Here is a 20,518-nt window from a genome sequence, read left to right as displayed (position 1 = left end):
CGCACAAGGCAGACGGAACCTAAATGGCTCCGTCAAACATCATCACATCCACCTCGTCACCAAAAGCGACATTGCCTTGCGCGTGATGCAGCACGATAAGGCCGTTGCCTTGCACCATCGAGCTCAATACGCCTGAGCCTTGGTTGCCTGTGGTGCGCACTTGCAGCGTGCCGTCAGGCGCGCTGCTGACAAAGCCTCGTTGGTATTCGGTGCGGCCTGCTTTTTTGCGCAGTGGCTCAAGGCTCTTGGCGCGCAAAAATGGCGTAGGTTGCGCGGTGCTGCCCATCATGCGCAGCAGAGCGGGGCGCACAAAGGCAAGAAAGGTCACCATCACTGCCACGGGGTTGCCAGGCAAACCAAACAAAACCGACTTGCCAATGCGACCCACTGCCATGGGGCGGCCTGGTCGCATGGCAATTTTCCAAAACGCCACGTCGCCTAACTTTTTCATCATGGCTTTGGTGAAGTCAGCTTCGCCCACGCTCACACCACCGCTGGTGATAATGGCGTCGGCCTCAAGGGCTGCTTTGGCAAAGGCTGCTTCTAGCAAAGCAGGGTCATCACGCACCACGCCCATGTCGATCACTTCGCAGCCCATGCGTGTGAGCAGGCCGAACACGGTGTAGCGGTTGCTGTCATAAACAGCGCCTTCGCGTGGTGCTTCGCCCAAGCTGAGCACTTCGTCACCAGTTGAGAAATAAGCCACGCGCAAGCGGCGGTGCACGCGCACATCCGGCAGGCCAAGGCTAGCAACCAGCCCCAAGGCTGCGGGTGTGAGGTGTTGGCCTGATGTCAAAGCAGGTTGCCCTTGCATCAAGTCTTCGCCTAATAAGCGGCGGTTGTCACTGGCTTTTAAAATGTTGGGTGGTATGGTGACGGTGGTCACATCGTGTGTGCTGTCGATGCGACAGAACTCTTGCGGCGCGACTGTGTCTAGGCCGTCGGGCAAGATGGCGCCGGTCATGATCTTCAGGCACTCGCCCGCATTCACTTTGCCTTGCCATGCTTTACCAGCCAGTGCCGTGCCTACCACTCGCAGCGTGAGCGTTTGATCGGCTTGCAGCTGCGACGCATCAAACGCAAAACCATCCATGGCCGAGTTGTTGTGTGCGGGTACGCTGATGGGGGAGATGACGTCTTGCGCTAACACGCGACCCAATGCGTCAAACAAAAAGACGTCTTGCGAATCGTCGGCAGACAAGGGCTGTACCAGTTCACGCAAAAACGCGTTGACTTGGTCGACGCTCAAGGATTGCGCGTCATAGCCTTGAAGGGCTGCGGCGATGTTATCGATTCTTTTCATGGCGCAGCGTTTTCTAAGGCTTGCAGTTCTGTCAAGGTGTTGACGTTGGCAAAAGCTAGTGGATCGTCGCTGAGTGCACCAAAGGGTACGACGACGGTTTTGTGTTGCGCTGTCCATGCATCAATCTTGCGACCATTGCTGTGGGTGAACTTGACCAAGCTTTCAGACAGCTCAATTTTCATGAGGCAAAACACGGGCTGTGTGCGAACTTGGGTGTTGCCTTGCGCATCGGTTTCTGGCGCTGCGGCCATGGCGATGTCGGCATCTTCGCGGACCAAGGCTTCGGCTAAGCGTTCTGCCAAATCAAGCGGCAGGCGAGGGGTGTCGCAGGGCACGGTCAGCACATAGGGTGTTTCAGCACGTTCTAAGCCCACCAGAAAGCCCGACAAGGGGCCAGCGAAATCAGCGGATGCATCGGGCCAGACAGAGGCTCCAAACGACTCGTAGGCCGAGAGGTTGCGGTTGGCATTGACCATCACGCTTTCCACTTGGGGGCCGAGTCGCATGAGAGCATGCAAAGCCAGTGGGATTCCGTTGAAGTTTTGCAAACCTTTGTCCACCCCACCCATACGACTGCCTCGGCCGCCAGCCAAAATGAGGCCGGTGATGTCTTGGGGATCTATGGTGTGTGTCATGGGTATCTGAGTTCGGTTTTGTATGGGGGCGTGGTGGCTTAGCCGCCGATGTAGCTCATTTCAACGCGGCGTGCAGTCGATGAACTGTTGGGGGAGCTGTCAGCAGGCATGGAAGCACGGAGTTCTGAATAGCGGTCATCGCGTTTGTGCCATATGTGCCCAATGGCCGATGCAATATCGGCATCTGAGGCTTGCGATCCACGCATCAGACTACGCAAGTCATAGCCTTGCGTCGCAAACAAGCAGAGATAGAGCTTGCCCTCCGTAGAGAGTCGAGCGCGGTTGCAGTCGCGACAAAACGCTTGTGTCACGCTGCTGATGACGCCTACTTCGCCCAAGGCTGGGTCAAACACACCGTTGGCATTTGCATAGCCCCAGCGCTGAGCCGTTTCGCCGGGGGCGCTGGCTTCTAGGGCTACGAGCGGAAATTCTTGTTGGATGTGCTGGATCACTTCTGCCGAAGGCAGTACATCGTCCATGCACCAGCCGTTTGTCGCGCCCACATCCATGTACTCGATGAAGCGCAGTGTGATGCCGCTGCCTCTGAAGTGGCGGGCCATGGGTAAGATTTGGTCTACGTTGGTAGTGCGCTTGACCACCATGTTGACTTTGAGGCCAGTTAACTGACCATTGGCATCCAGCCCCAAGCCCGCGTCTTTGGCGGCGGCAATGCCGTCCAGCACATCGGCTACAGGGAAGTCCACATCGTTCATGGCGCGGAATACTGCGTCATCCAAGCCGTCAAGGCTAACCGTCACGCGGTTCAGCCCCGCGTCTTTGAGCGACTTGGCTTTGCGGGCCAAGAGCGAGCCGTTGGTGGTGAGGGTGAGGTCTAGTGGCGTGCCATCAGGGGTTTGGATATTGGCCAGCTGGTCGATCAAAATTTCAAGGTTCTTACGAAGCAGCGGCTCGCCCCCGGTGAGGCGAATCTTGCGAACGCCATGGGCAACGAATACTTTGGCAAGGCGCGTGATTTCTTCAAAGTTCAGCAACTCGCTGTGCGGCAGGTAGGCGTAGTCTTTGTTGAACACCTCTTTGGGCATGCAGTAGTTACAGCGAAAGTTGCAGCGGTCGGTCACGCTGATGCGCAAGTCGCTCAAGGGGCGGCCCAAGCTATCGCTCAGCAGGCCCGTTGCCGCGATGGGTAGGGCGGGTACGGTGGCCGCGAGGGCACGCAGCCTTTGGTCGACAAGGGGGATCACGCGTTCAGACATAGGCCATGATTTTGCCTGAGTGAGGTCGTTTGCTAGGGAATCCCGTATGAATTGACGTAGATCAGTGTCCATTACGAGAAAAGCGTGCAAAGTAGGGGCATTGCAATTGATAGGAGTAACCCCATGAAAGCTTGGATCGACCTTTTTTCTACTGACTACGGTCTCATGAGCGTGGCCGTGATTGCGTTTATTTTGGGCATGTGCGTGTACTTTTACCGTGTTTTCACCGGTTTGATGGACGAAACAGGCAAAAGCACCAAAGACTAAGAGCTTCAAAGACAGCACAGAGACGCAAGCCCCGTGAAAGTAAAATCGAGGTTAATCCTCTGTGTTTCTTTTTTAACTTTTATAACAAGACACCATGTCCCTGAATAAAGTCACCCCCGGTAGCAAAGTTCCTGAAGCCTTCAACGTGATCATCGAAATTCCGATGAACTCGGATCCAGTGAAGTACGAAGTCGACAAAGAGTCTGGCGCTCTGTTCGTGGACCGCTTCATGGGTACGGCGATGCATTACCCCACCAACTACGGTTATGTGCCTCAAACGATCGCTGGAGACGGCGATCCTGTGGACGTGTTGGTCATGACACCTTTCCCATTGCCACCAGGCGTAGTGGTCCCTTGCCGTGCATTGGGTATTTTGTTGATGGAAGATGAAGGCGGCGTGGACGGCAAAGTGTTGGCTGTGCCTACTGAAAAAATCTTGGCTCGCTACAGCAACATCAAGTCTTTGGACGATATCCATGAGTTGCAATTGCAACAAATCGCACACTTCTTTGAACACTACAAAGACCTCGAAAAAGGCAAGTGGGTCAAGGTCAAAGGTTGGGAAGGCATTGAGTCTGCCCACAAAGAAATCTTGGATGGTATGGCCAACTACAAGAAGTAATTCTTGGTTGTGTTTACCGAAAGCCCGCTTTGGCGGGCTTTTTTATTGCTGCTCTTGGCGTTTGAATGGACTGCGCTCAGCCAAGTGGTCGAGGTAGTTGTCGACCCCCGCCGTTTCGCGTTCAAGAAATCGTTCCACCGCATCGGCAAACGCGGGGTGTGCCAGCCAATGCGCGCTGTAGGTGGCCACGGGCATGAGTGCGCGGGCCATTTTGTGTTCACCTTGAGCGCCGCCCTCAAAGCGTTGCACGCCGTTGGCAATGCACCAACTCAATGGCTGGTAGTAGCAGGCCTCAAAGTGCAGGCAGTCCACGCGTTCTAATGCGCCCCAGTAGCGGCCGTAGGTTACGGCTTCTGACGTGCCTAGGCCTTGCACAGACACAAGGCTGCTGGCAATGGGGCGGCCTTCGCGCTCGGCCACAAATAGCACCCAGTTGTGCGGCATGTCGCGTTGCATCTGCTCAAAGAAAGCTCGACTGAGGTAGGGGGCGTTGCCATATTCGAGGTAGGTGCGTTCGTAGCACTGGTAGAAAAAATCCCAATCCGTCGTGCTGATGTCTTCACCCACCGAGGTGCGAAATGTCACGCCTGCATCGACCACACGGCGGCGTTCTTGTTTGATTTTTTTACGTTTCTCTTGGGACAGGCTCGCTAAGAAGGCGTCGAAGCTTTCAAAGCGTTGACCTTGCAGATCGACGTTGTGCCAATGGAATTGCACGGTTTGGCGTTGCATCAAGCCCAATGCATTGCAAGCGGCGCGGTCGTCGGGGCTTGTGAAGAGTAAGTGCAGTGATGAGAGTTGGTGCTCTTTTGCCACATCCAGCATGGCTTGGAGAAGTGCTTGACGTGCTGGCGCATCGATGGCCAATAAACGTGAGCCAGGTACGGGCGTGAAGGGCACGGCGCAAGTGGCTTTGGGGAAGTAGCTGAGGCCATGGTTGGCATAGGCGTTGGCCCATGCCCAGTCAAACACATATTCGCCGTAGGAGTGGTCTTTGATGTAGAGCGCACAGGCGGCGGCTAAGGTTTCACCGAGCCAGAGCGACACAAATTGTGGCGTCCAGCCAGTGTCGGGTGTTGCGCTGCCGCTGGTGTGCAAAGCAGCCAGATAGGCGTGCTGCATGAAGGGCGAGGGCGCGTCTTGCTGTGCCAGCAAAGCATCCCACGCTTGAGCGGGGATATCGAGCGGGCTCGCGTGTACGCGGATGACATAATCCATTTGCTGTTTATTGACCTGTTTTACTTCGGACACGTGCCTGTTGCCATGACTCTCAAAATTTGTGTTGCTCAATTGAATTTCGTGGTGGGCGACATGGCGGGTAACGCCCAGAAAATCATCGACTGCGCCAATGCTGCTTACCAAGACGGCGCTCGTTTAGTGCTCACGCCCGAGCTGTCGCTGTGTGGCTACGCGGCAGAAGATTTATTCCTTCGCCCCTCATTCATCCAAGCTTGCGATGATGCCTTGAAAACGGTGTCCGCTGCCTTGAGCGGGTTAAAGGGCTTGCATGTGGTGGTGGGGCATCCTTCGGGCGGTGACGAGCGCACACGTTCGGTGTCGGTGCAGCGCCGCTTCAACATGGCAAGCGTGGTGTGTGAGGGCCAAGTTGTAGCCTCTTACGCCAAACGCGAGCTGCCCAACTACCAAGTGTTTGATGAGCGCCGCTACTTTGTGGTCGGCGATAAGCCTTGTGTGTTTGAGGTGGCTGGCACAAAAGTGGGCTTATTGATTTGTGAAGACGCTTGGTTTGATGCACCTGCGGCTGACGCTAAAGCGGCAGGGGCTGAGCTGTTGGCCGTGATCAATGCTTCTCCATTCCATGTGGGCAAAGGCGACGAGCGCGAGCAGGCCATGCGCTCTCGCGTGCAAGCTACGGGCTTACCTTTGATTTACGCGCATTTGGTGGGCGGTCAAGACGAGGTGGTGTTTGAAGGTCGTTCGTTCGCACTCAATGCCGATGGTGCGTTGGCCGCGCGTGCGCCTAGCTTTGAAGCGACTTCATTTGTGGTGACTGTGGCGCGAGGTAATGATTTGCCACAGGGGCAGGAGGTTGCACCTGTGCAGATCGGACAAACTTCCTCAAGCCGATCAGCCTTCAATCTTCACCTGACGGGCAAAGTCGCCGAAGATGGGTCGCTCGAAGCCGACCTCTGGCACGCCCTTGTCTTGGGCGTACGCGACTACATCGGCAAAAACGGTTTTCCCAGCGTGCTGCTGGGCTTGTCTGGCGGCATTGATTCGGCCTTGGTGCTTGCCATTGCGGTGGATGCCTTGGGGGCAGACAAGGTGCGCACCGTGATGATGCCGTCGCCCTACACAGCCGAAATCAGCTGGGTGGATGCGCGTGACATGGCCCAACGCATGGGCGTGCGTTACGACGAGGTGTCCATCGTGGCGGAGTTTGAGGCTTTCTTGCGCTCGCTCAAGGCCGACTTTGAAGGCACGCAGCTCGACACCACCGAAGAGAACATCCAAGCCCGCATTCGCGGCACGCTGCTGATGGCTTTGTCCAACAAGTTTGGTTCCATCGTGCTGACCACAGGCAACAAGAGCGAAATGGCCACAGGCTATTGCACGCTTTATGGCGATATGGCCGGTGGCTTTGCCGTCATCAAAGACGTGGCTAAGACCTTGGTGTTCAAGCTGGCGCGTTGGCGCAATGCCCACGACCCATACGGCACGGGTAGCCAGCCCATCCCTGAACGCATCATCACGCGCCCGCCCAGCGCTGAGCTGCGCCCCGACCAAACCGATCAAGACAGCTTGCCGCCTTATGAGGTGCTGGACGAGATCGTGTCGCGCTTCATGGAGAACGACCAAAGTTCAGAAGACATCATTGGCGCAGGCTTTGCGCGTGCCGATGTAGAGAAGGTCACCCGTTTGATTCGCATCAACGAGTACAAACGCCGGCAATCTCCAGTGGGAATTCGCGTGACCCACCGCAGTTTTGGCAAGGATTGGCGTTATCCTATAACCAATAAGTTTCGTGCCTGAACACAGGCCTTTTCATTGAACCCCAAGGACTCCAACCATGAAGCAAATCACAGCCGTTATCAAACCATTCAAATTAGAAGAAGTGCGCGAAGCATTGGCTGAGTGTGGTGTGACGGGTTTGACCGTGACAGAAGTCAAAGGCTTTGGTCGTCAAAAAGGCCACACCGAGTTGTACCGTGGTGCTGAATACGTGGTTGACTTCTTGCCTAAAGTAAAAATCGAAGTGACCGTGAAAGCCGCCGATGTGGACAACTGCGTGGATGCCATCGTGCGTGCAGCACGCACCGGCAAGATCGGTGACGGCAAGATTTTTATCACCGCCGTGGAACGCGTGGTCCGTATCCGTACAGGCGAGTTGGACGAGACAGCGATCTAAGTTCGAAACGTCGTTACCAAATACAAAAGCCGCAGTCTGTGAAGGTCTGCGGCTTTTTTTGTTGGGCTATTGCCTCAGAGGCCAGTTAGTTTAGGTTCAGGCGAGAAGCCAGCTGCTTGCACCAGCTCTTGAAGCAAGGCTGTGGGCTCTGAGCCGCTGCGAATTAAGTCCATTTGCCAATCGTTCAAGAAGCCTTGTTGCACGCTGTTTTGTGCAAACTGCAGCAGGCCGTCGTAATAGCCTTGGGTGTTGACCAGTCCGATAGGTTTGTCGTGGTAGCCCAGCTGACGCCAAGTCCACACTTCAAAGAACTCTTCAAAGGTGCCAATGCCGCCGGGTAGGGCCAAGAACACATCGGCGCGTTCGGCCATCATGTGTTTGCGTTCGTGCATGGTATCGACCACATGCAGCTCGGTGCAGGCTGTGCGGGTGTTCTCTTTGGTTTGAAGTGCTTTGGGAATGATGCCCACCACGCGACCGCCTGCATCGGCTGTGGCTTTTGCCACGAGGCCCATCAAGCCGTTGTTGCCGCCACCGTAAACCAACTGGCCGTTGTGTTGGCCAATCCATGCACCCACTTGACGCGCCACTTCTGCATATTCAGGTTGAGCGCCGTTGCGTGAGCCGCAATAGACACACACAGAAAAAGCAGGGGTTGACGTCATACGCTGAGAACGTTGATCCAAATCGCGGCAGCCCAAATACCTATACAAAGCAAAAGGCTCAGGAGCACAGCGGCACTGCCGATGTCTTTGGCACGTTTGGCCAGCTCATGCCATTCAGGTCCAATACGATCGATCGCGGATTCGATGCCCGTGTTAAGCAGCTCGACCACCATCACGAGTACGACACTGCAAATGAGCAACGCGATTTCAGTCCATGACTTGCCTAAGTAAAAAGCCAAGGGAAGCATGAAGAAGGAAGCAACGGCTTCTTGACGAAAGGCTTTTTCGTGCCACGCAGCACTAAGTCCACTCAGTGAATAACCGAATGCATGCCATACCCGGTTTAAGCCGGTACGTTGTTTTTGTGGGTTGACTTCCATGTCGAATACTTTAAGTGCCAACAGGCTCTGAGTTGATCAATCGGGTGCCAGCTAATGCGTCATGCCAAAACTGTTGTTGGGAGTGAAAGCGGCTGAGCAGAGCCCAAAAGCAGACCCAGCCGATGAACAAAACAGCGATTTCGCCAGCGCTCAGGTTGTAGGGCGCAAGCATGGCTAGTGGGGGGATAAACCATACCCAGCTAACCACATAACGCAACAGGGCACGTTGTTGTGTGAGTGCTTGGCCTGAGCGGTCTACCACGCGGATGTGCCAAGTTTTCATGGCCAAAGTTTGACCCTTATGCCCGAACCATGTGAAATAAATACCGACCACCAAGAATAAGAAAGCTTGCAAACCGTGGCGATTGTCAAGCGCATGACGTGACTGACTCAGCGCGCTGAAAAGATAGCTTGAAATAAAAAGCACACCGAACAGCAAGAGACCTTCGTAGGTCCAACACGCCATGCGTCGCCATAAGCTTGGAGCGATCAGCTCTGTAACGCTGATCTGTACCTCAGCAACAGATGTCATTGGGGACTAGCCGAACCTTCAGCAGGCGAGCTGACGGGCGTAATACTGATCGTGACATTGTTAGGCAGCAGGGTCGTGGGGGCTGCTTGATCCGTGGCTATGCGAGGCAGAGCTTTGTTGGTGCTTGCTGCAGGGGCGGGGGTCAGTTTTTGAGCAGCCACGGGTTTCACGGCAGGGGCTGCGCCAACGAGGGGTTTTGCTTGCTGTGCAGCGAGTTTTTGCTTGGCTTCAGGCGACAGAGCTTGGTAGGCTTCCCATTTTGCTTTTTTGTCCTCCTGCAAGAGTTGCTGTGCATCAGCGTAGTTCAAGCGCGCAACCGCGCGTTGCTGTGGGGTGAGTGCGGCCCAATCTCGCATACGACCTTGGACAGTACTTTGTTCGTCTGTCGAGAGCTGTGCAAAATTTTGTGAAACAGCAAGCCACTTGCGCTTATGTGGCTCAGTCATGGTAGGCCATTGCTGAGCCAACGGTGCCAATGCTTGTTGCTGCGCTTCGGTCAAGTCCATCCACAGCGGGCGCCCGGGTAGGCTGGGCGCAGGCTTGGCAGTCGAGGGCGTCACGGCCGCTGTTTGAGCGCAGACGAGTTCACCAGCAAACAACACAGCAACGCCCATTACAAGTTGGGCGGTGATGTTTGCAGTTGTCGAACGCGTCAATGTCATAAGAACTTATTCTTTGTTTTCGCTTGTCAAGATTGGGTTCTTCAGGAATTGAAGAAAACCAGGGTCAGCGTAGGCGGCCGGAGGTAAGTCATCGATGAGGAGGGCGGAATCCACCTCGGCCAATTCGTTGGCTCGGTCGTCATCCATGAAGTTTTGAATGATGGCCAAGCCAGCCACCAAAGCAATGAGGGGGAGCAGGGATGCCAGACGGCTCCAAATGTTCAAACCCTCATCGCCGCCAAAGTTCAACAGGGCGGCACCGTTTTGGTGAATCACGGCCGTGTTGGTTTGCAGGCGGGTTTGTGGCTTCAAGCGTGCAGCAACCGCGCGGGTGCGCGCAGCGCGTAAACGCTCAGAAATGTCATGTGGTAAGTCAAGGCTGGCTGAATTCAGGCGTGCAGCAATGCGCAAGCCAAATTCGTCTTGGGTGTTTGCGGTATGTGTCATGGTTGAATTCCTTTTCCTTTGAGCGCTTTGCTGAGTGCTAAAACAGCCCTAGAGCAGTGTGTTTTGACGCTTCCCTCTGAGCAACCCATAGCTGCAGCTGTCTCAGAAACATCAAGATCCTCCCAATAACGCAGCAGGAAGGCTTCTCGTTGACGTGCTGGCAAATTATGTATTTCTGCTTCAATATCGTGGACTTTGGCAATGCTGGCAAAGTTGTCCTCGGCGCTTTGGGTGGTTTGACTGTCGTTATCAACGGCCAAGGCCTCCAAAAGGTCAAATTCGCCATCGTCTTTGTCTGAATCGAAGTCGCTGAAGTTGCTAAACAGCGCTTTGCGTGTTTTGTTGCGGCGAAACCAATCCAGCGTGGTATTGGACAAGATCCGATGAAACAGCATGGGCAGCTCTTCGGCGGGCTTGTCGCCATAGTGCTCGGCGAGCTTCATCATGCTATCTTGGACGATATCGAGGGCTGCTTCCTCATCGCGAACGTGGTAGAACGAACGTTTGAAGGCTCGCTTCTCAACGCTTTTCAGAAAGTCTGACAGTTCTTGTTCGGTGGCCACTGAGGGAGAGTTCAAGTTTGAATCGGGCGCGATTATGGCACTTGCCAAGGGTTTTTGTGAGCTAAAGACTGAATATGTTTAAGGATAGTGTCATAATCTAAGGCTGCAATTCGACAAAAAAGGCAAACGGGTCTGGGTCCGGCGCGAACCATGCGTCTATGGCTGAAGGTCCAAAGTTTCGATGCTGCCCCACAAGGGTTCGCCAAGAAGCACCCAAGGTTTTTCGTTGACGAAATTCACTCAGGTTAAAAGGTACAAAATGGATAACACAAAGTCGGAATCGCATTCCGCAACCGCCGCTGGCGGTCATGCACAAGAACTGATGGGCGCCGAAATTTTGGTCAAAGCCCTGCAAGCTGAAAATGTCAAGCACATCTGGGGCTATCCCGGCGGTTCAGTTCTCTATATTTACGACGCGCTGTACAACCAAAACACGATTCAACACGTGCTGGTTCGTCACGAGCAAGCGGCGGTTCACGCGGCTGACGGCTATGCCCGTGCCACGGGCGATGTGGGTGTGGCCTTGGTCACTTCTGGCCCCGGTGCAACGAACGCCGTGACGGGTATTGCTACAGCCTACATGGATAGCATTCCCATGGTGATCATCACCGGTCAAGTGCCCACGCACGCGATTGGTTTGGATGCATTTCAAGAATGCGACACCATTGGCATCACGCGACCCATCGTCAAACATAATTTCTTGGTCAAAGACGTTCGCGACTTGGCCTTGACCATGAAAAAAGCATTCCACATCGCACGCAGCGGCCGCCCCGGCCCAGTGGTGGTGGACATTCCCAAAGACGTGTCTTTCAAGAAGACCACGTACGAAGGTTATCCAGCTGAAGTGCAAATGCGCTCTTACAACCCCGTGCGCAAAGGCCATGGCGGTCAAATCCGCAAGGCTTTGCAACTGTTGATGGCGGCTAAGCGCCCGTACATCTACACCGGTGGTGGTGTCTTGTTGGGTAATGCTTCGCAAGAGCTACGCACCTTGGTTGACATGTTGGGTTATCCCGTGACCAATACTTTGATGGGCTTGGGTGCTTATCCAGCCAGTGCACCGAAGTTTTTGGGCATGTTGGGCATGCACGGCACGATGGAAGCTAACAACGCTATGCAAAACTGCGACGTCTTGCTGGCCGTTGGCGCACGTTTTGATGACCGCGTGATTGGCAACCCCAAGCACTTTGCACAAAACGAACGCAAGATCATCCACATCGACATCGACCCTTCCAGCATCTCTAAGCGTGTGAAGGTCGACATTCCAATCGTGGGCGATGTCAAAGACGTGTTGGTCGAGATGATCGACATGATCAAAGAATCTGGCTTGAAACCAGATGCAGGCGCATTGGCTGGCTGGTGGGAAACCATCGAAGCTTGGCGCAAGCGTGATTGCTTGAAGTATGACCGTGGCAATGGCGACGTCATCAAGCCACAGTTCGTTATTGAGACCTTGCACAATATGACCAAGGGTACTGACACCTACATCACTTCTGATGTGGGGCAGCACCAAATGTGGGCTGCGCAGTACTACGGCTTTGATGAGCCACGCCGCTGGATCAACTCTGGTGGCTTGGGCACCATGGGTGTGGGTATTCCTTATGCCATGGGTATCAAGTTGGCCAAGCCTGACAGCGAAGTGTTTTGTGTGACAGGCGAGGGCTCGGTACAAATGTGTATCCAGGAACTCTCCACCTGCTTTCAGTACAACACCCCCATCAAGGTTTTGGCGTTGAACAACCGATTCCTCGGCATGGTGCGTCAGTGGCAAGAAATCGAATACGAAGGTCGCTACAGCAGCAGCTATATGGATGCATTGCCTGACTTTGTGAAGTTGGCCGAAGCCTATGGCCATGTGGGCATGTTGATTGAGCGCCCTGAGGATGTCGAGCCTGCATTGCGTGAAGCTCGCCGTCTCAAAGACCGCACGGTGTTCATTGACTTCCGTACCGATCCCACCGAGAACGTGTTCCCGATGGTCAAAGCCGGCAAGGGCATCACCGAAATGCTGCTTGGCAGCGAAGACCTGTGAACGGGAAGGATGACAACATGAAACACATCATTTCCCTGATGCTCGAAAACGAACCCGGCGCTTTGTCGCGCGTGGTGGGTTTGTTCTCTGCCCGTGGCTACAACATTGAATCTCTGACGGTGGCGCCTACCGAAGATGCCAGCCTGTCACGCATGACCATCCAAACACATGGTTCAGACGAGGTGATTGAACAAATCACCAAGCACTTGAACCGTTTGATTGAAGTGGTCAAGGTCGTTGACCTGACTGAAGGTGCTTATACCGAACGCGAGCTGATGCTTGTTAAAGTACGTGCCGTTGGCAAAGAGCGTGAAGAGATGAAACGCATGGCCGATATCTTCCGTGGTCGCATCATTGATGTGACCGAGAAGAGCTACACCATTGAGTTGACGGGTGACCTGTCTAAGAACGATGCGTTCTTAGAGGCGATTGACCGCAGCGCAATCCTTGAAACTGTTCGCACTGGCGCTTGTGGCATTGGCCGCGGTGAGCGCATCTTGCGCGTTTAAATTCCAACCCTTTTCAAAGTATTTTTTAGGAGAACCCTGTGAAAGTTTTTTACGACAAAGATTGTGATCTGTCCCTGATCAAAGGCAAAACAGTGGCCATCATCGGCTACGGCTCACAAGGCCATGCACACGCACAAAACTTGAACGAAAGCGGCGTCAAAGTCGTGGTCGGTTTGCGTAAAGGAGGCGCTTCATGGGACAAAGTGGCCAAAGCCGGTTTGACCGTGATGGAAGTCAACGACGCAGTGAAAGCCGCTGACTTGGTCATGATCTTGTTGCCTGACGAAAACATCCCTGAGGTGTACAACAACAACGTCGCCCCCAACATGAAGCAAGGTGCTACTTTGGCGTTTGCTCACGGTTTCAACGTGCATTACAACCAAGTCGTGCCACGCGCTGACTTGGACGTGATCATGGTCGCACCAAAAGGCCCAGGCCACACTGTGCGCTCTGAGTACCTCAAAGGCGGCGGCGTGCCATCTTTGATCGCTGTGTACCAAGACAAGTCTGGCAAAGCCCGTGACTTGGCTTTGAGCTACGCCATGGCCAACGGTGGCGGCAAAGGCGGCATCATCGAAACCAACTTCAAAGAAGAAACAGAAACTGACTTGTTCGGTGAGCAAGCTGTGTTGTGCGGTGGTGCTGTTGAACTCGTGAAGATGGGCTTCGAGACTTTGACTGAAGCTGGCTACGCACCTGAAATGGCTTACTTCGAGTGCTTGCACGAGTTGAAGTTGATCGTTGATTTGATGTACGAAGGCGGCATCGCCAACATGAACTACTCCATCTCGAACAACGCCGAATACGGCGAGTACGTGACCGGTACGGAAGTCATCAACGAGCAATCACGCGAAGCTATGCGTAATGCATTGAAGCGCATCCAAACCGGTGAGTACGCCAAGATGTTCATCTTGGAAGGTAAGACCAACTACCCAAGCATGACTGCACGTCGTCGTTTGAATGCTGAGCACTCTATCGAAATCGTGGGTGAAAAATTGCGCGCCATGATGCCTTGGATTTCCAAGAACAAACTGGTTGACCAAACCCGCAACTAAGCACACGCTTTTTGCACAGACAAAGGCCACCTCGGTGGCCTTTTCTGTTTTTGGCGCTGTTTGACGCAGCGCTTACACTCTAGGTCTACTTTTCGGAGCTTTACGAATGTCAGAACATCAAGATCAAACAGAGGAATTTGTGCCTCGTAAACCTAGCAAGGGCGTGTATGTGCTGCCTAACTTGTTTACCTTGGCCGCTTTGTTTGGCGGTTTTTACGCCATTGTGATGGCCATGAATGACCGTTTTGAATTGGCCGCGATCGGTGTGTTTTGCGCCATGGTGCTCGATAGTTTGGATGGCCGTGTTGCCCGTATGACCAACACTCAGAGTGCGTTTGGTGAGCAAATGGACTCTCTGGCTGATATGGTTTCTTTCGGTGCGGCGCCTGCCTTGATCTCTTATGAGTGGGCGCTGAAAGGCTTGGGCCGCTGGGGCTGGGTGGCTGCATTCGTTTACATCTCTTGTGCAGCATTGCGACTGGCTCGTTTCAACGTCAACACGGCAGTGGTGGATAAGCGCTTCTTTCAAGGTTTGCCTTCACCAGCTGCTGCTGCATTGGTGATGGGTTTTATGTGGTTAATGACCGAGATGGGGATCACTGGCCCTGAGGTGGCATGGCCCATGTTCGCTTGGTGCTTGTATTCCGGTTTGACCATGGTCACCAATGTGCCCTTTTATAGCTTCAAAGATGTGCAAATGAAGCAAAGCGTCCCGTTTGTGGTGATTGTGTTGTTGGCGTTGACCATTGCCGTGATCACCATTCATCCGCCCATCGTGCTTTTTGCCTTGTTCATGTTTTATGGCTTGAGTGGCTATGTTTTGTATGCTTGGCGTCGAGCCAAAGGCATCCAAACGAGTCTGATTAGCACCTCGACAGATGAGCCTGATGAAGCCGGCTTGCACAAATGAGACACATCACAGCGCAAAGTGCTTCTCTTTGTGCTAAATTCGAGCCATGACAAATTTTTCGCTGGCCCTACTGCTTCTATCCCCCAACGGGCGGAGTTGGTAGCGCACGCGCAAACCCCACAAGGCCCGTATGCACTCGCAGCGGGCCTTTTGCTTTGGGGCTAAACCAAACGTTGCAAGTTTTTTAGGAATCTAGGAGTCCTGACCATGACCGACAAGCTCATCATTTTTGACACCACCTTGCGTGACGGCGAACAGTCGCCCGGCGCTTCCATGACGCGCGACGAGAAACTGCGCATTGCCCGTCAGTTGGAGCGATTGAAGGTCGACGTGATTGAAGCCGGCTTTGCCGCCAGCTCGAATGGTGACTTTGAAGCGGTGCAAAGCATTGCTAATGCCATCAAAGACTCCACTATTTGCTCTTTGTCACGCGCCAATGACCGTGACATCAGCCGTGCGGCAGAGGCGCTCAAAGGCGCAAACAGCGCGCGTATTCACACCTTCATCGCCACGTCGCCCTTGCACATGGAGAAGAAGTTGCGCATGTCGCCCGAGCAGGTACTTGAGCAAGCCAAGCAGTCCGTGCGTTTCGCCCGTAACTTGGTGGGTGACATTGAGTTCAGCGCAGAAGACGGCTACCGCAGTGAGATGGACTTTTTGTGCCGCGTGGTAGAGGCTGTCATTGCAGAGGGTGCCACCACCATCAACATTCCTGACACAGTGGGCTACGCCATTCCAGAGCTGTACGGCAACTTCATCAAGACCTTGCGTGAACGTGTGCCTAACTCAGATAAAGCCATTTGGTCTGTGCATTGCCATAACGATTTGGGTATGGCTGTGGCCAACTCATTAGCAGGTGTGAAGATTGGTGGCGCACGTCAGGTGGAGTGCACCATCAACGGTTTGGGCGAACGCGCAGGCAACTGTTCGCTGGAAGAGGTGGTCATGGCCATCAAAACCCGTCGCGATTATTTTGACCTCAGCATGAACATCGATGCCAAGCAAATCGTGGCCGCCAGCCGTATGGTGAGTCAGACCACAGGTTTTGTGGTGCAACCCAACAAGGCAGTTGTGGGAGCTAACGCGTTTGCGCACGCGTCCGGCATTCACCAAGACGGCGTGCTCAAAGCGCGTGACACCTATGAAATCATGCGTGCAGAAGACGTGGGCTGGAGCGCTAACAAAATCGTGTTGGGTAAGCTCAGTGGCCGCAATGCGTTCAAGCAACGCTTAGAAGACTTGGGCGTGCAAATGGAAAGCGAAGCCGACATCAACACTGCCTTTGCCAAGTTCAAAGAACTTGCAGACCGCAAGAGCGAGATTTTTGACGAAGACATCTTGGCCTTGGTGAGCGAAGAGTCGGTGACCAGTGCCAGCGAACAGTTTGCCTTTGTTTCTTTGTCGCAACACAGTGAAACTGGCGAGCGTCCTCACGCTAGCGTGGTTTTCACGGTGGCAGGCAAAGAAGTGAAGGGTGATTCGGATGGCAATGGCCCAGTCGATGCCTCACTCAAAGCCATTGAGTCACACGTCAAGAGTGGGGCAGAAATGGTGCTGTACTCCGTCAACGCCATCAGCGGCTCGACCGAGAGCCAAGGCGAGGTGACGGTGCGCTTGCAAAACAGTGGCCGTGTGGTCAACGGTGTGGGTTCTGACCCTGATATTGTCGTGGCCTCTGCCAAAGCGTATTTGAGTGCTTTGAACAAGCTTCAAAGCAAATCAGACCGAGTGGCCGCACAAGGTTAAATTACAAAAACTGATACATCGTATCAATTTTGTCAAATAAGTCGCGCAAGTCCTTGATCTTGCGTGACTTTTCTTGGTAGACTAGCTTTAATGTGTTTTTCAAGCTTAAGGAACGCCACTTGAAACGACTGCTGATTGCTACTTCGCTCGGTTTGCTGACTTCTTTGTGCACCATGCACGTCCAAGCCTCGACAAACCAGAAAAAACCAACGGTTCAAAAAACCAAGGCTTCTGTGATCAAGACGCATGTGCGCCAGTCTAAAGCGTTTAAGGCGGCGCCTGTTATCCCTTCATTTGGTCAAAAAGCTGGCTTGCACGCGACCAGCGACATGCTGGATTTGAAGTCCAGCGTGGCCTATGTGATCGACCAAGATACTCACGAAGTTTTGCTCAGTAAAAACGATCAAGCCGTTTTGCCAATTGCTTCTATCACCAAGTTGATGACAGGTCTCATCATCAGTGAGGCCAAGTTGCCCATGGATGAGTCCATCACGATCACACAAGATGATGTGGATACCGAGAAGGGCAGCAGTTCACGTCTGCGTGTTGGTGCGACTTTGACGCGTGGTGAGTTATTGCACTTGGCACTGATGGCTAGCGAAAACCGTGCTGCACATGCTTTAGGTCGTACCTACCCAGGTGGCATGTCTACCTTTGTTGGTTTGATGAATGGCAAAGCTGCTCAGTTAGGCATGCGTGACACGCGCTACATCGAGCCCACAGGCCTTTCCAGCCAAAACCAATCAAGTGCAAAAGATTTGGCTACTTTGGTGGGTAATGCTTACCATGACGCAACATTACGTGAGTTGTCTACATCGCCTAGTCATAGCGTTGAAGTGGGTAACCGCACATTGCAATACAACACAACTAATCGTTTGGTAAAGAATCCGAATTGGGAAATTGGTTTGCAAAAAACGGGTTACATCTCGGAAGCGGGCCAATGTTTGGTCATGCAAGCTAAAGTTGCTGGCCGCAAGTTAATTATGGTCTTCCTAGATTCTGCTGGAAAACTTAGCCGCATTGGTGATGCAGAACGTGTTCGTAAATGGGTTGAGACGAATCACGCCACACGTCCACAAACTTAATCAGAGACAGCTTTGCACAATAAGAAAGCCAGCTTAAGCTGGCTTTCTTATTTATGGTTGTTCATTCTTATGACCCAATGCATGTGAAATGATTTGGGTCGTGGCTTGTAATTTTGGAAGCCAACTTTCATCCAGTCGGTCGGCGGGGGCCGAAATGGAAAGGCCAGCTACAAGCTTACCTTGATCATCGTAGATGCCAGAGGCCATGCAACGCACACCAAGTTCAAGCTCTTCGTTATCTCTGGCAACGCCATATTGACGCGCTTTAGAAAGTTCACGTTCTAATATGGGTAGTTGGGTAATGCTGTTGCGCGTCTGACCGCTTAATCCTGTACGCGTTGCGTAGGCGCGGACACGTTGGGCGTCATCCATGGCTAAAAAAAGCTTTCCAACTGATGTTAAATGAAGGAGTGCTCGCCCGCCGATAGCTCGTACCACTTGCATGCCAGAGCGTTCGCTGAAAGCGCGTTCTACATACACGATCTCATCGCCTTGGCGCACACTCAAATTCACTGGTTGTTGGATGAGTTTGTGTAATTCACGCATAGGTTGGAATGCGACGTCGCGAACGTTTAACCTGCCTTTGACCAAATTACCCAGCTCAAGCAAACGCATGCCTAATCGGTAGCTGCCTGCTTCTGGCCTGTCCACAAAGCGTCCAACGGCTAAGTCATTCAAGATACGGTGCGTAGTGGACGGGTGAAGGCCTGTGCGCTCGCTGATTTCTTTGAGCGAAATGGCTTCTTCGCGAGAAGCCAGCACATCAATGAGCGTGAACATACGCTCGATAACTTGTATATTTGGTGTGGCAGGTACAGTGGATTTACGCATAAGCTATTTTATCATGTGAAATTAAAATCACCTCCATTCGCCATCAATCAAGCATTGATTAGGCTTGAAACCAGCTTTGTAATTCATTTTTTGACTGTTTTCTATCCAGTAGCCTAAGTAGGCATAAGCCATATCCATTTTCCGAGCTTGCTCGATTTGCCACATCACGTTGTATGTGCCATAACTGGTGTTGGGCTCTGGTTCGTAAAATGTATAAACAGCAGACAACCCATCATTTAGAACGTCAATGATGGAGATCATTTTCAGCGTTCCTAATTCCTTATCCTGAGTTGGTTCACGAAATTCCACTAGTCTTGTATGGACGCGACTTTGCAGCAAAAACTGTGAGTATTGTTCGATGCTATCTTCATCCATGCCACCACCTGCATGACGCATGGTTTGATAGCGTAGGTAGAGGGCGTAATGCTCTGGATCAAAGGCGAGATCTAATACACGAACGCTTAAATGTTGATGGCGCATCCAAGCACGGCGCTGACTACGTGTTGGTGTGTAAGAGAGGGTGCTGACACGCAATGGTATGCAGGCGTTGCAGCTGTCGCAATACGGTCTGTAAGTAAACATACCGCTGCGGCGAAAGCCTTCTTTGACTAAGTCAGAATAGACATCATTGTGAATCAGATGGCTTGGTGAAGCGACTTGTGATCTTGCAGTTTTATTTTTTAAATAACTGCATGAGTAGGGGGCGGTGGCATAAAACTGCACCTTTTGTAGAGGTAAATCACCAGCATGAGTCATGAAGCAATTTTCGAAGGCAAGATTTTTGACCAATATGTGGAATTAAATTCCCATTTGGGAGCTGGTTGTGTGACGTACTCGCGAACATTTTGCAAAAAGATCTCGCGAGAAATTTCCTTTGCACCTACAGATGCTAAATGCCGTGTGTTTTGTTGGCAGTCGATCCAAGGCAGTTGATTGGCCCGACAAATTGCTACCAGTGCACACAGCGCTATTTTTGATGCGTCGGTTTGATGAGAAAACATCGACTCGCCAAAAATTGCGCCACCTATGCAAATGCAATAAAGTCCACCGACTTGCTGCCCATCGACCCATGTCTCCACGCTGTGAGCAAAACCAGCTGCGTAAAGTAACTTGTAAGCTTCAATCATCTCGTCAACAATCCATGTGCTAGGTTGCCCTTTGCGTGCAGTTTGAGCGCATTGTTGAATGACTTGTTCAAAGTCAAAATCGATCTTAATTTCGCAGTAGGGTTTAGCAACGAATGCTTGCAGAGTTTTCCGTAATGACCTGTGGAGTTTAAATTCATCGGTTTTCAGAACCATTCTTGGATCGGGTGACCACCAAAGTACTGGCTGTTCCTTGCTGAACCATGGGAATATGCCTTGTGCATAGGCTTCTAGTAGGCGATTGACTGAAAGCCCACCGCCCGCTGCAATCAATCCGGCCAGTTCGGTGCCTTTTTTTTGTGCAGTTTCGGGCGGGGGTAAGGGTGCTGCATCATCAATCCAAGGGATGTGAGTTGCCTGTTTTTTCATCAAAGTAAAGCTTACAAGTTGATTTTTGAGTTGATTGGGATTAACTTCCTAGAAAGAAGAATTCTTTGGCATTGAACATTCATGACGTCTGAAAATTAACTGGCTCTGACTGGAAGAATTCCCTACAATTCTCCTCTTATCTGTGAAGAAATTTGCAGCAATCTCGATAAGTTTTC

General features: G+C 52.7%; 23 protein-coding genes. 10 read left to right on the top strand and 13 right to left on the bottom strand.

Annotated elements, in window-relative coordinates:
- Window positions 1–19 precede the first annotated feature (19 nt).
- Genes glp through moaA form a run of 3 tightly spaced genes read right to left on the bottom strand, consistent with a single transcriptional unit; the run spans window position 20 to window position 3,152 of the window.
- Window positions 20–1,303 carry a gephyrin-like molybdotransferase Glp gene (glp, locus tag B9Z35_RS11765; RefSeq protein ID WP_108283906.1) on the bottom strand — a complete coding sequence of 428 codons (1,284 nt, stop codon included), beginning with the start codon at window positions 1,301–1,303 and terminating at the stop codon, window positions 20–22.
- The gene (mobA, locus tag B9Z35_RS11760) at window positions 1,300–1,938 is read right to left on the bottom strand and encodes a molybdenum cofactor guanylyltransferase MobA (protein WP_108283905.1); all 639 of its coding nucleotides are present in this window, start codon (window positions 1,936–1,938) and stop codon (window positions 1,300–1,302) included. The genes glp and mobA overlap by 4 nt, the downstream gene beginning before the upstream one ends.
- A gap of 38 nt (window positions 1,939–1,976) precedes the next feature.
- Entirely contained in the window at window positions 1,977–3,152 is a 1,176-nt protein-coding gene (gene moaA, locus B9Z35_RS11755; RefSeq protein WP_108283904.1) for a GTP 3',8-cyclase MoaA, read from the bottom strand.
- Window positions 3,153–3,275: 123 nt separating this feature from the next.
- Between moaA and B9Z35_RS11750 the strand changes: the two genes are divergently transcribed.
- Both B9Z35_RS11750 and ppa read left to right on the top strand, forming a co-directional pair.
- Window positions 3,276–3,419 (top strand): DUF3149 domain-containing protein, encoded by a 144-nt coding sequence (locus tag B9Z35_RS11750; protein WP_108283903.1) that lies wholly within the window; start codon window positions 3,276–3,278, stop codon window positions 3,417–3,419.
- A 94-nt stretch (window positions 3,420–3,513) separates the two neighbouring features.
- A complete protein-coding gene (gene ppa / locus B9Z35_RS11745) occupies window positions 3,514–4,041 on the top strand; it encodes an inorganic diphosphatase (RefSeq protein WP_104797324.1) in 528 nt (175 codons plus the stop codon).
- 42 nt (window positions 4,042–4,083) lie between these two features.
- Here ppa and B9Z35_RS11740 read toward each other — a convergent pair whose 3' ends face one another.
- The gene (locus B9Z35_RS11740) at window positions 4,084–5,259 is read right to left on the bottom strand and encodes a GNAT family N-acetyltransferase (protein WP_108284069.1); all 1,176 of its coding nucleotides are present in this window, start codon (window positions 5,257–5,259) and stop codon (window positions 4,084–4,086) included.
- A 45-nt stretch (window positions 5,260–5,304) separates the two neighbouring features.
- Between B9Z35_RS11740 and B9Z35_RS11735 the strand changes: the two genes are divergently transcribed.
- Both B9Z35_RS11735 and B9Z35_RS11730 read left to right on the top strand, forming a co-directional pair.
- Complete coding sequence (locus B9Z35_RS11735) at window positions 5,305–7,035, top strand: NAD+ synthase (RefSeq protein WP_108284068.1); 1,731 nt, start codon at window positions 5,305–5,307, stop codon at window positions 7,033–7,035.
- A gap of 37 nt (window positions 7,036–7,072) precedes the next feature.
- Window positions 7,073–7,411, top strand: coding sequence for a P-II family nitrogen regulator (locus tag B9Z35_RS11730; protein ID WP_108283902.1), 339 nt, complete (start codon window positions 7,073–7,075; stop codon window positions 7,409–7,411).
- A gap of 74 nt (window positions 7,412–7,485) precedes the next feature.
- Here the strand turns inward: B9Z35_RS11730 and B9Z35_RS11725 are convergent, their stop codons facing one another.
- The 6 genes from B9Z35_RS11725 to B9Z35_RS11700 are packed head-to-tail and all read right to left on the bottom strand — an operon-like array spanning window position 7,486 to window position 10,660.
- On the bottom strand, window positions 7,486–8,076 hold the full coding sequence (locus tag B9Z35_RS11725; protein WP_108283901.1) for a TIGR00730 family Rossman fold protein: 591 nt from the start codon (window positions 8,074–8,076) through the stop codon (window positions 7,486–7,488).
- Window positions 8,073–8,456: a diacylglycerol kinase gene (locus B9Z35_RS11720; RefSeq protein WP_108283900.1), complete on the bottom strand. Its 384-nt coding sequence runs from the start codon at window positions 8,454–8,456 to the stop codon at window positions 8,073–8,075. The genes B9Z35_RS11725 and B9Z35_RS11720 overlap by 4 nt, the downstream gene beginning before the upstream one ends.
- Before the next feature lie 10 nt (window positions 8,457–8,466).
- Entirely contained in the window at window positions 8,467–8,988 is a 522-nt protein-coding gene (locus tag B9Z35_RS11715; protein WP_108283899.1) for an RDD family protein, read from the bottom strand.
- Window positions 8,985–9,650, bottom strand: coding sequence for a DUF3106 domain-containing protein (locus B9Z35_RS11710; RefSeq protein WP_108283898.1), 666 nt, complete (start codon window positions 9,648–9,650; stop codon window positions 8,985–8,987). The genes B9Z35_RS11715 and B9Z35_RS11710 overlap by 4 nt, the downstream gene beginning before the upstream one ends.
- Before the next feature lie 6 nt (window positions 9,651–9,656).
- Window positions 9,657–10,097: a DUF3619 family protein gene (locus B9Z35_RS11705; protein ID WP_108283897.1), complete on the bottom strand. Its 441-nt coding sequence runs from the start codon at window positions 10,095–10,097 to the stop codon at window positions 9,657–9,659.
- A complete protein-coding gene (locus B9Z35_RS11700) occupies window positions 10,094–10,660 on the bottom strand; it encodes an RNA polymerase sigma factor (RefSeq protein ID WP_108283896.1) in 567 nt (188 codons plus the stop codon). Before B9Z35_RS11700 ends, B9Z35_RS11705 begins: the two co-directional genes overlap by 4 nt.
- Before the next feature lie 259 nt (window positions 10,661–10,919).
- Between B9Z35_RS11700 and B9Z35_RS11695 the strand changes: the two genes are divergently transcribed.
- The 6 genes from B9Z35_RS11695 (at window position 10,920) to B9Z35_RS11670 (ending at window position 17,997) form a co-directional block, all read left to right on the top strand.
- Window positions 10,920–12,692 carry an acetolactate synthase 3 catalytic subunit gene (locus tag B9Z35_RS11695; protein WP_108283895.1) on the top strand — a complete coding sequence of 591 codons (1,773 nt, stop codon included), beginning with the start codon at window positions 10,920–10,922 and terminating at the stop codon, window positions 12,690–12,692.
- Window positions 12,693–12,709: 17 nt separating this feature from the next.
- Entirely contained in the window at window positions 12,710–13,201 is a 492-nt protein-coding gene (gene ilvN / locus B9Z35_RS11690) for an acetolactate synthase small subunit (protein WP_104797333.1), read from the top strand.
- Window positions 13,202–13,239: 38 nt separating this feature from the next.
- On the top strand, window positions 13,240–14,256 hold the full coding sequence (gene ilvC / locus B9Z35_RS11685; RefSeq protein WP_108283894.1) for a ketol-acid reductoisomerase: 1,017 nt from the start codon (window positions 13,240–13,242) through the stop codon (window positions 14,254–14,256).
- 106 nt (window positions 14,257–14,362) lie between these two features.
- Entirely contained in the window at window positions 14,363–15,166 is an 804-nt protein-coding gene (gene pssA / locus B9Z35_RS11680; protein ID WP_108283893.1) for a CDP-diacylglycerol--serine O-phosphatidyltransferase, read from the top strand.
- A gap of 207 nt (window positions 15,167–15,373) precedes the next feature.
- Entirely contained in the window at window positions 15,374–16,912 is a 1,539-nt protein-coding gene (locus B9Z35_RS11675) for a 2-isopropylmalate synthase (protein WP_108283892.1), read from the top strand.
- Window positions 16,913–17,031: 119 nt separating this feature from the next.
- On the top strand, window positions 17,032–17,997 hold the full coding sequence (locus B9Z35_RS11670) for a serine hydrolase (RefSeq protein WP_233246567.1): 966 nt from the start codon (window positions 17,032–17,034) through the stop codon (window positions 17,995–17,997).
- A gap of 51 nt (window positions 17,998–18,048) precedes the next feature.
- On the opposite strand, the gene B9Z35_RS11665 is transcribed toward B9Z35_RS11670, so the two are convergent.
- From B9Z35_RS11665 to aat, 3 genes are read right to left on the bottom strand one after another with little or no spacing between them, the layout of a single operon-like run.
- On the bottom strand, window positions 18,049–18,828 hold the full coding sequence (locus B9Z35_RS11665; RefSeq protein ID WP_108283890.1) for an IclR family transcriptional regulator: 780 nt from the start codon (window positions 18,826–18,828) through the stop codon (window positions 18,049–18,051).
- Window positions 18,829–18,855: 27 nt separating this feature from the next.
- On the bottom strand, window positions 18,856–19,584 hold the full coding sequence (locus B9Z35_RS11660) for an arginyltransferase (protein WP_108283889.1): 729 nt from the start codon (window positions 19,582–19,584) through the stop codon (window positions 18,856–18,858).
- A complete protein-coding gene (gene aat, locus B9Z35_RS11655; RefSeq protein ID WP_108283888.1) occupies window positions 19,581–20,342 on the bottom strand; it encodes a leucyl/phenylalanyl-tRNA--protein transferase in 762 nt (253 codons plus the stop codon). The genes B9Z35_RS11660 and aat overlap by 4 nt, the downstream gene beginning before the upstream one ends.
- Window positions 20,343–20,518: the final 176 nt, after the last annotated feature.

The sequence above is a fragment of the Limnohabitans sp. Jir61 genome (genome assembly GCF_003063545.1).
Lineage (GTDB): Bacteria > Pseudomonadota > Gammaproteobacteria > Burkholderiales > Burkholderiaceae_C > Limnohabitans.
The sequence above is the reverse complement of the archived record's forward strand: the minus strand, read 5'-3'. Positions and strand labels throughout refer to the sequence as shown.

What these genes read in the sequence shown, in the direction of transcription:
- glp (WP_108283906.1), bottom strand. Translation starts at nt 1,303, where the DNA reads ATGAAAAGAATCGATAACATCGCCGCAGCCCTTCAAGGCTATGACGCG.
- mobA (WP_108283905.1), bottom strand. Translation starts at nt 1,938, where the DNA reads ATGACACACACCATAGATCCCCAAGACATCACCGGCCTCATTTTGGCT.
- moaA (WP_108283904.1), bottom strand. Translation starts at nt 3,152, where the DNA reads ATGTCTGAACGCGTGATCCCCCTTGTCGACCAAAGGCTGCGTGCCCTC.
- B9Z35_RS11750 (WP_108283903.1), top strand. Translation starts at nt 3,276, where the DNA reads ATGAAAGCTTGGATCGACCTTTTTTCTACTGACTACGGTCTCATGAGC.
- ppa (WP_104797324.1), top strand. Translation starts at nt 3,514, where the DNA reads ATGTCCCTGAATAAAGTCACCCCCGGTAGCAAAGTTCCTGAAGCCTTC.
- B9Z35_RS11740 (WP_108284069.1), bottom strand. Translation starts at nt 5,259, where the DNA reads ATGGATTATGTCATCCGCGTACACGCGAGCCCGCTCGATATCCCCGCT.
- B9Z35_RS11735 (WP_108284068.1), top strand. Translation starts at nt 5,305, where the DNA reads ATGACTCTCAAAATTTGTGTTGCTCAATTGAATTTCGTGGTGGGCGAC.
- B9Z35_RS11730 (WP_108283902.1), top strand. Translation starts at nt 7,073, where the DNA reads ATGAAGCAAATCACAGCCGTTATCAAACCATTCAAATTAGAAGAAGTG.
- B9Z35_RS11725 (WP_108283901.1), bottom strand. Translation starts at nt 8,076, where the DNA reads ATGACGTCAACCCCTGCTTTTTCTGTGTGTGTCTATTGCGGCTCACGC.
- B9Z35_RS11720 (WP_108283900.1), bottom strand. Translation starts at nt 8,456, where the DNA reads ATGGAAGTCAACCCACAAAAACAACGTACCGGCTTAAACCGGGTATGG.
- B9Z35_RS11715 (WP_108283899.1), bottom strand. Translation starts at nt 8,988, where the DNA reads ATGACATCTGTTGCTGAGGTACAGATCAGCGTTACAGAGCTGATCGCT.
- B9Z35_RS11710 (WP_108283898.1), bottom strand. Translation starts at nt 9,650, where the DNA reads ATGACATTGACGCGTTCGACAACTGCAAACATCACCGCCCAACTTGTA.
- B9Z35_RS11705 (WP_108283897.1), bottom strand. Translation starts at nt 10,097, where the DNA reads ATGACACATACCGCAAACACCCAAGACGAATTTGGCTTGCGCATTGCT.
- B9Z35_RS11695 (WP_108283895.1), top strand. Translation starts at nt 10,920, where the DNA reads ATGGATAACACAAAGTCGGAATCGCATTCCGCAACCGCCGCTGGCGGT.
- ilvN (WP_104797333.1), top strand. Translation starts at nt 12,710, where the DNA reads ATGAAACACATCATTTCCCTGATGCTCGAAAACGAACCCGGCGCTTTG.
- pssA (WP_108283893.1), top strand. Translation starts at nt 14,363, where the DNA reads ATGTCAGAACATCAAGATCAAACAGAGGAATTTGTGCCTCGTAAACCT.
- B9Z35_RS11675 (WP_108283892.1), top strand. Translation starts at nt 15,374, where the DNA reads ATGACCGACAAGCTCATCATTTTTGACACCACCTTGCGTGACGGCGAA.
- B9Z35_RS11665 (WP_108283890.1), bottom strand. Translation starts at nt 18,828, where the DNA reads ATGCGTAAATCCACTGTACCTGCCACACCAAATATACAAGTTATCGAG.
- B9Z35_RS11660 (WP_108283889.1), bottom strand. Translation starts at nt 19,584, where the DNA reads ATGACTCATGCTGGTGATTTACCTCTACAAAAGGTGCAGTTTTATGCC.
- aat (WP_108283888.1), bottom strand. Translation starts at nt 20,342, where the DNA reads ATGAAAAAACAGGCAACTCACATCCCTTGGATTGATGATGCAGCACCC.